Source organism: Pelomonas sp. BJYL3 (genome assembly GCF_027257975.1).
In the GTDB taxonomy this organism is placed as follows: Bacteria; Pseudomonadota; Gammaproteobacteria; order Burkholderiales; family Burkholderiaceae_C; genus Roseateles_B; species Roseateles_B flavus.
The window spans coordinates 119,973-132,295 of the sequence record NZ_JANZKX010000004.1 but is presented as its reverse complement, the minus strand read 5'-3'; the positions used below and the strand labels follow the sequence as shown (position 1 = coordinate 132,295).

Here is a 12,323-nt window from a genome sequence, read left to right as displayed (position 1 = left end):
CTCCCGAGGTTCAGGGGCTGTAGGCCCGCGCCGGCAGGCGCCACAGCGCATTGCTGGCGCCGTCCACCTCCGGCAGGCCCACGCCCCATTTCTGGTTGAGCCGCGGCCATTCGCCCGTGCGCCTGAGCTGCTGCAGGGCCAGCTCCAGTGTCTCGCACAGGGCGGGCGCGGGCGGCTGGCGCGAGCAGGCGAAATGCCCGCGCAGCTGGCCGATGGCGGGCCCCTCCACGGGACCCAGCTGCTGCAGCAGGCCCAGATTGGCCAGGACCGGCTGGGTGTTGCGCTCATTGGTGGCCAGCAGGGCCACGCGGCCGGTGCGCAGCATGCGCAGGCCGGTCTCCACGTCGCGCACCGTGGTCAGCCGCAGCAGGGGGCGGGCCTGCTCGAAGGCCTCGCCATAGGCCCAGCCGGCCACCTGCGCGATCTCCAGGCCGGCCAGGGCGCGGTAGTCCCCCTGCCAGTGCGGGCGCGGCGCGGGGCCGCCGTAGAAGACCAGGCGGTCCTCGTAGAAGGCCGAGGGCGCGAAGACGAAGCGCTGCTCGCGCTCGGGCGTGCGGTAGGGGCCGATGAGGATCTGGGCCTGGCCATGCTCGACCATGGCCTGGGCGCGCGGCCAGGGGTAGTGCTCGAAGCGCAGCTGCCAGCCCCGCTGCTGGGCGACGGCCTGCAGCAGCTCCACCGCCAGGCCCTCCGGCGGATTGCCCGGCACGGGCATGAACAGCCGGGGAAAGCTGGTGCCCACGGCCAGGACCTCCTGCGCCATGGCGCCAGACGCCATCACCACGACGCACAGGCCTGCCACCCATCCCCACCAGCGACCCATCATGAGGCACCTTCCCTGTCCAGGTGGGCAGATGATAGGGAGGGGCAGGGCGGCTGTCAGCCCTGGCACCGAGTGGCAGCAGGGCTGTCAGGGGCGGCTTGTATGATTCGCGGCCCGGTGCCGAGGGCGCCGGATCAGCCCCAGCCGCCATGTCCGCCGATCCCACCGCCACCCTGAATCCCGCCCAGCTCGAAGCCGTGCACCACCTGCACGGGCCCTGCCTGGTCGTGGCCGGTGCGGGTTCGGGCAAGACCCGCGTCATCACCACCAAGATCGCCCGCCTGCTGCAGGCCGGCTACCAGGCGAAGAACATCGCTGCCATCACCTTCACCAACAAGGCCGCGCAGGAAATGCGCGAGCGGGCCAAGGGCCTGGTGGGCGCGCGGGCGGCCAAGGACCTGGCCATCTCCACCTTCCACTCCCTGGGCGTGCGCCTGCTGCGCGAGGAGGGCACGCGGGTGGGCCTGAAGGAGCAGTTCTCCATCCTGGACAGCGACGACGTCCTGGGCGTGCTGCGCGATGCCGGCGGCACCACCGACGCCAACATGGCCAAGCAGTGGCAATGGACCATCTCGCTGTGGAAGAACATGGGCCTGAACGCCGAGATGGCGCTCAAGGCCGCCAAGGACGAGCAGGAGCGCGTGGCCGCCGTCGTGATGGGCCGCTACCAGGAGCGCCTGGCCGCCTACCAGGCGGTGGACTTCGACGACCTCATCAGCCTGCCCCTGAAGCTGCTCACCGAGGACGCCGAGGCCCGCGGCAAGTGGCAGGACACCCTGCGCTATGTGCTGGTGGATGAATACCAGGACACCAACTCCGTGCAGTACGAGCTGCTCAAGGCCATCGTGGGCGAGCGCGGCATGTTCACTGCCGTGGGCGACGACGACCAGAGCATCTATGGCTGGCGTGGCGCCACCATCGAGAACCTCAAGCGCCTGCCGGTCGACTACCCCAATCTCAAGATCATCCCGCTGGAGCAGAACTACCGCTCCACCGGCGCCATCCTGCGCGCGGCCAACAACGTCATCGAGACCAATCCCAAGCTCTTCCAGAAGAAGCTGTGGAGCGAGTACGGCGACGGCGAGCCCATCGCCCTGGTCGAGGCCGACGGCGAGGAGCACGAGGCCGAGCGCGCCGTGGCCCGCATCCAGGCCATCCGGGCCAGCCTCGGGGCCAAGGTCAAGTTCGCCGACTTCGCCATCCTCTACCGCGCCAATCACCAGGCGCGCATCTTCGAGCAGGCCCTGCGCCGGGCCGAGATTCCCTACAAGGTCAGCGGCGGCCAGAGCTTCTTCGACAAGAGCGAGATCAAGGACCTCTGCGCCTGGCTGCGCCTCCTGGTCAACCAGGACGACGACCCCGCCTTCCTGCGCGCCGTGACCACGCCCAAGCGCGGCATCGGCCACACCACGCTGGGCGCATTGAGCCAGTTCGCGGGCCGGTGGAAGATCAGCATGTACGAGGCGCTGTTCTCGGATTCGCTGTCCACCGTGCTCAACAAGAAGGCCATCGGTTCCCTGCACGAGTTCGGCCGCTACCTCAATGACCTCGAGTACCGCGCCCGCCATACCGAGGGCGCCGAGGACGCCAAGACGCTGATGCTGGAGTGGCTCAAGGACATCGGCTACGAGCAGCACCTCTACGACAACGACGAGAACGAGAAGGCCGCCGCCGCGCGCTGGAGCAACGTCCTCGATTTCGTCGACTGGGTGGCCAAGCGCTGCGGCGGCCAGCTGGCCCAGGACGGCGGCGCCACCTTCGAGGAGCCCAAGCAGACGGTGCTGCAGGTCGCCCAGACCATCAGCGTGATCCTCTCGCTCTCCGAGCGCGGCGAGGAGCAGGACCAGGTCGTGCTGACCACCCTGCATGCCTCCAAGGGCCTGGAGTGGCCGCATGTCTTCCTGGCCGGCGTCAACGAGGGCCTGCTGCCCTTCAAGGCCGACGACGAGGAGATGACCGCCCAGCGCCTGGAGGAGGAACGCCGCCTCATGTACGTGGGCATCACCCGCGCCCGCACCACGCTGGCCGTGAGCACCCTGCGCCGCCGCAAGAAGGCCCGCGAGATGGTGATGGGCATCCCCAGCCGCTTCATCGCGGAGATGCGCTTGCACGAGTCCGGCATCAAGGAAGACCCGCGCGAGAAGCTCAAGCGCATGCGCGAGGAGCTGGCGGCCAAGGCTGCGGCCGCGGCGGCGGCGGCGAAGCAGAACGAGCGCTGAAGGGGCCGCTGCCCGTCATGCGAGGGGTGCCGCGCCTTGCCGGTGCTGTCGGCGCCTTCCCTTTGCGCAGACAATGCGGCCACCCCCAAGCGCGGCTGCAGTTCGGCCTGCTGGTATCGCATGATCCCCCCGCCCTGCGGCAGGAGCGCGCCCCGCATGAGATTCGAGACCTTTGTTGCCGGCCAATGGATGCCGCGCTACCAGTACAAGAGCTTCGAACCCACGCCCATCAACGGTGAATGGCAGTGGGAGGACCCGCACATCGCGGTGCTCCTGGAGCAGGCGAACCGGGCGCTGGGGGAGCTCAACGCCTTTTCGTTGATCGTTCCCGACGTCGATCTTTTCATCCAGATGCATGTGGTCAAGGAGGCGCAGACCTCCAGCCGCATCGAGGGCACGCAGACCGAGATGGACGAGGCCCTGCTGCCCGAGGAGCAGGTGCTGCCCGAGAAGCGCGATGACTGGCGAGAGGTGCACAACTACATCGACGCAGTGAACACGGCCGTCGCCGCCCTGGCCGAGCTGCCTCTGTCCAATCGCCTGCTCAGGCAGACGCATGCCACGTTGATGCAGGGCGTGCGCGGGGAGCACAAGCAGCCGGGCGAGTTCCGCAGCAGCCAGAATTGGATCGACGGCTCCAGCCTCCAGGACGCCGCCTTCATCCCTCCGCATCATGAAGGCGTGGCCGAGCTGATGAGCGACTTGGAGAAGTTCCTTCACAACGAGGCGGTGGCCGTGCCGCACCTGGTGCGGATCGCGCTGGCGCACTACCAGTTCGAGACCATCCACCCGTTCCTGGACGGCAACGGACGGATCGGGCGGCTGATGATTCCGCTGTACCTCGTGAGCTGCGGCATTCTGGCCAAGCCCTCGCTGTACCTCTCAGACTTCTTCGAGCGCAACCGGGCCAGCTACTACGACGCCCTGATGCGGGTGCGGACCAGCCATGACCTCATTCACTGGATGCGCTTCTTCCTGAGCGGCGTGGCCGAGACCGCACGCAAGGGACGGGATGTGTTCCGGGCGGTCCTGCAGTTGCGCACTGAAGTCGAGCAGCAGGTGATGAGCCTGGGCAAGCGAAGTGCGACCGCCCGCGAGGCGCTGCACCTGCTCTACCGCAAGCCTGTGGTCACGGCCGGGCAGTTGGTGGCCGAGCTGGGCATCAGCAGCCCAACGGCCAACGTCTTGATCCGCGAATTCGAGCGTCTGGGCCTCTTGCGCGAGAACACGGGGCGCCAGAAGGGGCGCGTCTATGTCTTTGATCGCTACCTCAGCTTGTTCGTAAGTTAAAGGAAATGCGTTTTCTTTACCTTAGGTGGCACTCAAAGTAAACATGGTGTGGATCGTTCGCCGGCCCGCACTGCTTCCAAGCACAGCAACTTTCTGCCTCATGTCGTTTCGACTTTGTCTTGCCATCCTGCCTCTGGCCACTGCCATGGCCGTCATGGGCCCCGCCCACGCCCAGACCGAATCCAAGCCCTCCGCCCTCGTCGCCCAGCGCATCGGTCGGCCTCAGCTGGCGTTGGCGCCCGACCCCGCGCCCTTCCTGAGCGAGCTGCCGGACCGCGCCAGCTTCGACCGCATGGCCCGCGTCTACGACCCGGGCACGCCCGAGGCGCAGCCGCATGTGCTGTTCGTGATCGACCGGCAGGCGGCGCAGGGCAAGGTCTATTTCGTCAACACGCGGCGCCATGCCCTGCATGAGGACTTCCTCAAGGCGCGCCATCTGGTGACCAGCTGGGAGCCGGGCGTGCGCACGCGGCTCTACCAGCAGCCGCAGCGGCGATTCATTCTGGGCATGGTCAGCTGGCAGCCGCAGCTCAAGGGCTTTGTCTACGAATTCTGGGAGGGCGACCGCCAGACGCCCGAGCTGCTGCGCACGGCGCAGGCGGTGCTGGCTCGCGACATGAGCTTCGCGCCCCTGCGCTTCAAGGCCAATGCCGCCCAGCACGAGCAGGTGGCGCAGGAGGCCGGCATCGAGGCGGTGACGCAGGCCCAGCTCATCGCCGGCCGCAGCGCGCTGGCCTACAACCCGGGCCGTGCCTTTGGCCGGCTGCGCCTGGTGGAGGACATCGAGCAGGTCGACGACCTGGCGCCGGAGGACATCGTCGTGCTGCGCGAGGCCCCGCTGGCGCTGCCGCCGGTGGCCGGCGTGATCCTGGCCTCGCCCTCGACGGCGCTCTCGCACGTCAACCTCCTGGCCAAGGGCTGGGGCATTCCCAACCTCTACCTCAAGGACGCCTGGCAGCAGCTGCAGGGCCTGGACGGGCAGACGGTGTGGCTCGACGTACGGCGTGGCAGCCAGCGGATCGAGGCGCGCGCCGAGGCGCCCGCCGGCTGGCGCCCGGTGGCGCGTCAGGCCAAGGCGCGCCTGCTGAGTGCGCCGGACCTGCGCCGCCAGCAGCCTCTGCCCCTGGCGCAGATGCGCCTGAAGGACATGAGCGCCTGTGGCGGCAAGGCCGCGCGCCTGGGCGAGCTGCAATGGCTGCAGTCGCAGGGCCGGCTGCCGGCCACGGCGCCGGTGCCGGATGGCTTCTGCATCCCCTACGGCGCTTTCGCGGCCTTCATGGCCCAGCCCGTGGTGAAGGCGCGGGTGGCCCAGGCGCTGTCGGAAGGCGGCTTCGAGGGCAGCCCCGGCCAGCGCCGCGCCGTGCTCGCCCGCCTGCGCGAGGACCTGCTCACCATGCCCCTGCCCGCCGGGCTGGAGGCGCAGTGGGAGCAGCAATGGGAGCGGCAGCTGGGCCGCGCGGGGGTCTTCGTCCGCAGCTCGTCGAATTCGGAAGACCTGGCCAATTTCAGCGGTGCCGGGCTCTACAGCACCGTGCCCAATGTGCGCACCGAACTGGCCCGCGCGGTCAAGACCGTCTGGGCCTCGGTCTGGAATGCCGAGGCCTTCGAGGCCCGGCGCCAGGCCGGCCTGCGGCATGAACAGGTGCAGATGGCCGTCCTCGTGCAGAAGGCCGTGGACTCGCGCATGTCCGGCGTGATGATCACCCGCGACCCCTTCGACGCCACGCGCAGCGGCGTGGTCTATGTCTCGGCGAAGCGGGGCATCGGCATCAAGGTGGTGGAGGGCAAGCGCATTGCCGAGCAGGCGCTCTACGACGAGCGCAGCGGCGCCATCGAGCGCCTCTCCAGCTCGGCGGAAAGCACCGAGCTGCGCCTGGACGAGTCCGGCGGCCTGAAGGAAGTGGCCGTGGCCTCGGCTGCGGTGCTGCAGGACGCGCAGGTGCTGGCCCTCTCGCGCCTGGCCCTGGCCATCCGCCGCGAGCTGGGCGGCGTGGCGCAGGACATCGAATGGGCCATCGACGGCGAAGGCCGCCTGGTGATGCTGCAGGCGCGGCCCTTCGTGCAGCGCAGCGCCTACTGAGCGCCTACTGAGCGCCTGACGGGGGCAAGCGCCTGACGGGGTCAGGTCTTGCCTTGCGGCTTGCGCACGCGCGCCGCCATGAAAAAGGGCTGCCCGAAGGCAGCCCCTTGCATGAGCGGGTCGCGGGGACTCAGCTCACCGTCAGCGTGGCGCTGCCGCTGGGCACGCGCACGGTCTTGACGCTGGCGATGGCGTCGGTGGGCGCGGCGCCGCCGCTCAGGCGCTTGACCTTCTTGAACTGGCAGACCAGCTCGGTCTTGGACAGGCTCACCACCGCATAGCCCTGGGCATCCGTGTCGGCATGCTTGATCCAGGGGTTGTTGAGCGCGGGGGCGGCGCCGGTCGTGGCGTTGGCCAGCGGGTTCAGGCGCTTGACGATCTCGCTGGAAGGCACGGACGCAGGCGGGATGCCCAGCGCTGCGGCCAGCTTCTGCTGGATCAGGCCGTAGAGCGTCATCGCCGCAGCCGAGCGGCTGGTCGCGGCCAGCATGGCGATGGTGCCGGCGATCACGCCGCCCATGCCACCCGTGAGGGTCTCGTCGAAGGTGTTGATGATGGCCGTGGACAGACCCGGCGTGGGCTGCACCGCGGCGGCCGGCAGCTTGCCTGCCTGGATGGCGCCCATCACCGCTGCCTGGACGGCGGCCGTGTTGCTGAGGTCGGTCACGCCCGCGGCCTGCGCGATGCCGGCCGACAGCATCTTGATCGCGATGCCTTCGGCCTCGGCCTCACTGGTGGCCACCAGGGGCTTGAGGTCGCTGAAGCCCGGCTGGCTGGCGGCGCCCAGGAAGTAGCTGAAGAAGCTGTTGGAGGACATGCCGGCGGTGACCAGGTCCACCATGGCGGGCACGGGCGTCGCGGCCTTGTAGTCGACCATCACCTGGCCGGCGTAGAAGGCGTGGATGTCACCGGTGACGGCCACCACGTTGCTGATCTTGTTGTCCACGATGTGCTTCATCAGCGCCTGGCGTTCGGCGTTGTAGCCGTCCCACTGGTCGGCGTTGAGGATGAAGCGCTGCTTGAAGGCCGCGGGGGCGGTGGGCAGGGCGGCGCCGTCCACGCTCATCTTCAGCAGCGAGGTCTCGTTGCCCCAGATCTTCCACTGGGCGGTCGACGCCGTGAGGGTCTGCAGGAACCACTGGCGCTGGGCGGCGCCCAGCACGCTCACCAGACCCAGCGGGTCGGGCAGCTGCTTGCCGGCGGCCAGCTTGGCGGCCTCGACGGCGTTGAGCGTGGTCTCGGGCACCATGTAGCGGGCGCCGATGGAGCCGATGGCCTGGCCGGTCAGCGGGTTGGGGGCGGCCTCGGGGATGAGGTGGTCGGCGCGGTAGAGGCGCTGGTCCGTCATCACCAGGTGCATCAGCTTGCCGAACTTCAGCTCACGGTAGATGCGGATGTTGCTGATGCCGTAGCCCGGGTCCAGCGTGAAGCTGACGTCGGCCGGCATGAACTCGAACCAGGCCTGGCTCGCCGAGCGGCGGCGCGAGGTCTGGGCGGTGTTGTCGCCCACCGAGGTGGCGGCGTTGAACGTGCCGTTGTCGTAGGTCTCGCGGTCCTGCCAGCAGTCGTCGGAGAACTCGTGGTCGTCCCAGATGGGCACGAAGGCGAAGCGCTCGTGCACGGCCTGCAGGCGCGGGTCGCTGCGGTAGCGCTTGTAGAGGTAGCGGTAGTCAGCCAGGGTGGTGGCGTACTTGCCCTTGCCGGGCAGGTCGCTGCCATTGGGCAGCAGCAGGGCGGTGTGGGCGGGCTCGACGCCGCCGGCCTGGTAGTCCGCACCCACGGCTTCGTAGATGTAGTCGCCCAGATGCACGACGAAGTCCACCGGCTCCTTGGCCAGCTCGACCATGCCGGCCCAGTGGTTCACGCTCCAGTCCTGGCAGGTGGTGAAGGCGAACTTGAGGCTGTCGATGTCGGCGTCGGTCGCGGGGGCGGTCTTGAAGCGGCCCACCTTGGAGCGGCTGTCGCCGGCCTGGAACTGGTAGAAGTAGGTGGTCGCCGCCTTCAGGCCGCTGATGCGGTGGCGCAGGGTGTTGTCATAGAAGGCGTAGACCGGCACTTCAAGGTCGGCATCGAAGCTGCCGGCCAGGGCGGTGTTGCTGCCCAGCAGGGCGCTGTTGTCGGCGGCGGTGATGCGCAGGCGGACCTTGAAATTGGCATCGACGCTGGCGGGCGTGATGTCATCGGCGCCAGCCGGCACCACGCGGGCCCACAGCAGCACGCCATCGCTGCGCGGATCGCCCGAGGCCACGCTCTGCGGGAACTTGTAGGCGCCGCTGGCGGATGCGGTCTCGGGCAGCGGGGTGCTGCTGCCGGGGAAGGTCTCGGGCAGGGGCAGCACGGTGCTGCCGTTGTCACCGCCGCCCATGCAGCCGGCGAGGCCGCCCAGTGCGGAGGAAGCGGTGATCAGGGCGCCGGTCTGCACGACCGAACGGCGCAGGAAATTGCGACGGTCCATGAGGGACTCCAATCAGGATGAGGGCGGGAGCACCGGGGCTCCCGCGGGGTCAGGTCTTGTCCGGGTAGGGGACGGTATCGAGACAGCGTTCAGAAGCTGTGGTTCAGCTGCAGGCCCAGCGTGGTGGCCTTGCTCTGGTAGTTGCCACGCACGGTCGCGTTGCTGCAGTTGCAGGGCTTCTCGCCTTCGCCGTCGTCGGTGATGGACATGGGGGCGTCCTTCAGCTTCACATAGCCCAGGGCCAGGTCGATGCTGGTCTGGGCGCTGAACTTCCAGTTCATGCCGAAGGCCAGCCAGTCGCGGTCGGAATCCGGCAGGGCGGCTCCGCGGTACTGGCCCTGCACGGGCGACTTGTCGCGTGCGGCGCCGGCACGCAGGGTCAGCTTGTCGTTGAACTGGTACTGGGCGCCGACGGAGGCGCGCCAGACGTTCTTCCAGTGCTCGGGCGTGATGGACGGCGGCGTGGTGCTGTCGAACTTGATGCGCAGCTCCTCCAGCGTCGACTGGCGGTGCCAGGTGGTGTCGGCCATCAGGGCCCAGCGCTTGTTGAGCTGGTGGAAGATGTGGAAGGACACGGAGTCCGGCGTCTTCACCTCCAGGCTGGCGCCGGAGTCGTTGTGGTCCAGCTTGCCCTTGCCGTCATAGGGCGCGCCGGTGGCGGCGGCCAGCACGTTGGCGGGCAGGGTGGCCGGCTGGGTCCAGTCGGCACTGCCCTTGAGCTTGTGCCGGATGCCCGAGCGCCAGGCCACGCCCACGCGGGTCTGCTCGTCCAGGTCCCACAGCAGGGCCAGGTTCATGCCCAGGCCCCAGTCCTGGCCCTTGACGTGCACGCCGCCGTCGAACATGGGATTGGCATAGACCTGGGCCGCCTGCTGCTGCAGCTGCACGGCGATGCCGGAGGCACCCGCCGCGGCCGCCTGCTGTGCCGCGGCCAGCAGGCCGGCGGCATAGGCGTTGCCATAGGGCACGGCGCGCTTGATGTCGCCGTGCATGTACTCCAGCGTCAGGCCGGCGGACACCGAGAACTGCTTGGCCGGCTTCCAGGCCACATTGGGGTTGAAGGCCAGCGACTTCAGCTCCACGAAGTTGACGTTGTAGCGGCCGCCCCAGTCCGGGCGGTAGTCCAGCTTGGCGCCGGAAGGCACGAAGATGCCCAGGCCGTAGGCCAGATCGTCCGAGGCCTTGTAGGCGCCGTAGAGGTGCGGCACGAAGGTGGCCTTGGTGGGCTCGACCACATCGCCGGCCACCGAGGTGGCCTTGGGCTGGAAGCCCGAGCCGGGCAGGCTGATGTAGGAGCCGGCATCGGTGAACTTCACCTTGGGGTCCACGTAGTCCAGCACGCCGCTGACATGCCAGCCCTTGCCCAGGCGGGTCAGGCCGGCGGGGTTGGTGAAGATCGTGCTGGCGTCGACGGCTTCCGCGCCGTTGGAGTTGGCCGTGCCTTCGGAGGCCGCGCTCTGGGTGCCGAAGCGGTAGCCCGAGGCCAGGGCCTGGCCGGCGCACAGGGCCAGGCCGGCAAGCGCCAGCAGGCGCAGGCGGGGGGCGGAGCGTTGGGGGCGGTCGGCGTGCGCGCGCGCGCCAGCCTGCAGGATGCGGTGCATGGAGGTCTCCTCTTTGTCGTGGTGACGGAGAGCGACGCGTCGCTGTCCGGGATCACATGGGAGACCGATTCTGCGAAGGCTTTGTTGCAAGGGGGCGAGGGAAAATGCCGGGGCTGTCGTTCGCCGCCGACGAATCGCGGCGGATTAGAGACTTGTCTCCAGAACGACAATGTGCTGGGGCTCCGGGCGTCCTCGGCCCTCACCGGCGGCTTGCGGGCTAACCCCGGCGCCGCACGGCACGCGCCGCGGCCAGAATGCCGGCCATGCGATCTCCCTTCCTGCTGCCTCTGCTCATCCTGGTGTCCGCCTGCATCGCCATCGCCGCGCTGGGCGGGCTGGGCCTGAACCCCGAGCTGGGCTTCGCGGCCAAGCCGCTCACCACCCTCCTGATCCTGCTGTGGGCCTGGCCCCGTGGCGCGGACAGCCCACAGGCCGCCCGCTGGCTGCGCTGGGGGCTGCTGTTCTCCCTGGGCGGGGACGTGGCCCTGCTGTGGCCCGAGGCGGGCTTCCTGCCGGGCCTGGTGAGCTTCCTGATCGCCCATCTCTGCTACATCGTGGGCTACTGCCAGCGCTCGCGCTTCGGCCGGCCCTGGTGGCCTTTCGTGCTCTACGCCCTGGTGGCGGGCGCGGTGCTGCACCGGCTGTGGCCGGGCATACCGGGCGATCTGCGGATCCCCGTGCTGGTCTATGTGGGCTGCCTGGCCAGCATGGCCTCCCAGGCCTGGGCCTGGTGGCGCAGCAGCATGGGCGGGCCGGACGAGGCCCTGGCGCGGCGCGCGGCCTGGGGCGGCACGCTGTTCCTGTTCTCGGACGCGATGATCGCGATCAACAAGTTCGCCTTCGCGGGGCAGCTGCCCCAGGCCACGCTGCTGATCCTCAGCACCTACTGGCTGGCGCAGTGCTGCTTCGTGGCCAGCCTGCGCCCGGCGCGGGCGCCGGACGAGGCAGCGGGCTGATCACATGCCCTTGAAGAGGTGGGTGTAGCTGCGGCTCACCTCGAGCTTCTCGGTGAGACCCTTGACGGCCACCAGCTGGCGGCCGCGGAAGTCCCGGCTGATGCCGGCGATGGCCTTCACATTGACCAGCGTGGAGCGGTGGATCTGCCAGAACAGCTGCGGGTCCAGCTCGTCCACCAGCTCCTTGATGGGCTTGCGGATCAGCGCCTCGATGCCGGCGGTCTGGACGCGGGTGTACTTCTCGTCGGAGATGAAGAAGAGCACGTCCTCGACCGGGATCATCTGGATGCTCTGACCCACGGTGGCCTGGATCCACTGCAGGTACTTGGGCGCCCCGCCGGGACTCAGCTGGGCCGAGAGCTTGTGCAGCAGCTGCTGCATGGGCTGGCCGGCCGGCAGGGCGGCCGCGGGCGCCTCGCCGGCCTCGGCCTCGCTGCGCTGGGCCAGGCGCTTCTTGACCCGCGCCACGGTGATGGCCAGGCGCTCGCGCTCGGCGGGCTTGAGCACGTAGTCCGCCACGCCCTGCTCGAAGGCCTCGACGGCGTACTGGTCGTAGGCGGTGATGAAGACGATTTCGGGCACCAGCCAGCTGTCGTCGTCCGGGAGCTGCACGATCTGGCGGGCGGCATCCACGCCGGTCAGGCCCGGCATGCGGATGTCCAGGAAGACCAGGTCCGGGCGGTGCTCGCGGCACAGCTCGACGGCTTCCAGGCCGTTCTTGGCCTCGGCCACGATGTCCAGCTCGGGCCAGACCTCCATCAGCCGGCTGCGCAGCTGCTCCCGCATCAGGCGTTCGTCGTCGGCCAGCACGGCGCGGATGCGGCCGTCGGCGCTGTCTTGGGTGGTGTCGTTCATGGGCGCGATGCTAAGGGCGTCAGGTGGCGGGCGGGGCTACGGGT

8 protein-coding genes are annotated in these 12,323 nt (G+C 69.2%); 4 read left to right on the top strand and 4 right to left on the bottom strand.

Annotated features, from left to right (window positions below; all coding sequences use genetic code 11):
• Nucleotides 1-10: 10 nt before the first annotated feature.
• On the bottom strand, nt 11-826 hold the full coding sequence (locus O9Y01_RS14155) for a substrate-binding periplasmic protein (RefSeq protein ID WP_269632248.1): 816 nt from the start codon (nt 824-826) through the stop codon (nt 11-13).
• Nucleotides 827-972: 146 nt separating this feature from the next.
• Between O9Y01_RS14155 and O9Y01_RS14150 the strand changes: the two genes are divergently transcribed.
• The 3 genes from O9Y01_RS14150 (at nt 973) to O9Y01_RS14140 (ending at nt 6,412) form a co-directional block, all read left to right on the top strand.
• Nucleotides 973-3,042: a UvrD-helicase domain-containing protein gene (locus O9Y01_RS14150; RefSeq protein WP_269632247.1), complete on the top strand. Its 2,070-nt coding sequence runs from the start codon at nt 973-975 to the stop codon at nt 3,040-3,042.
• A gap of 156 nt (nt 3,043-3,198) precedes the next feature.
• Nucleotides 3,199-4,332 (top strand): Fic family protein, encoded by a 1,134-nt coding sequence (locus O9Y01_RS14145; protein ID WP_269632246.1) that lies wholly within the window; start codon nt 3,199-3,201, stop codon nt 4,330-4,332.
• Between the two features lie 100 nt (nt 4,333-4,432).
• Nucleotides 4,433-6,412, top strand: coding sequence for a PEP/pyruvate-binding domain-containing protein (locus O9Y01_RS14140; RefSeq protein WP_269632245.1), 1,980 nt, complete (start codon nt 4,433-4,435; stop codon nt 6,410-6,412).
• 130 nt (nt 6,413-6,542) lie between these two features.
• On the opposite strand, the gene O9Y01_RS14135 is transcribed toward O9Y01_RS14140, so the two are convergent.
• Nucleotides 6,543-8,867 carry an alkaline phosphatase D family protein gene (locus tag O9Y01_RS14135; protein ID WP_269632244.1) on the bottom strand — a complete coding sequence of 775 codons (2,325 nt, stop codon included), beginning with the start codon at nt 8,865-8,867 and terminating at the stop codon, nt 6,543-6,545.
• Nucleotides 8,868-8,956: 89 nt separating this feature from the next.
• On the bottom strand, nt 8,957-10,468 hold the full coding sequence (locus O9Y01_RS14130) for an OmpP1/FadL family transporter (protein ID WP_269632243.1): 1,512 nt from the start codon (nt 10,466-10,468) through the stop codon (nt 8,957-8,959).
• 263 nt (nt 10,469-10,731) lie between these two features.
• Between O9Y01_RS14130 and O9Y01_RS14125 the strand changes: the two genes are divergently transcribed.
• Entirely contained in the window at nt 10,732-11,424 is a 693-nt protein-coding gene (locus O9Y01_RS14125; RefSeq protein ID WP_269632242.1) for a lysoplasmalogenase, read from the top strand.
• Here the strand turns inward: O9Y01_RS14125 and O9Y01_RS14120 are convergent, their stop codons facing one another.
• The gene (locus tag O9Y01_RS14120; RefSeq protein WP_269632241.1) at nt 11,425-12,279 is read right to left on the bottom strand and encodes a LytR/AlgR family response regulator transcription factor; all 855 of its coding nucleotides are present in this window, start codon (nt 12,277-12,279) and stop codon (nt 11,425-11,427) included. It lies immediately after the preceding gene.
• Nucleotides 12,280-12,323 lie beyond the last annotated feature (44 nt).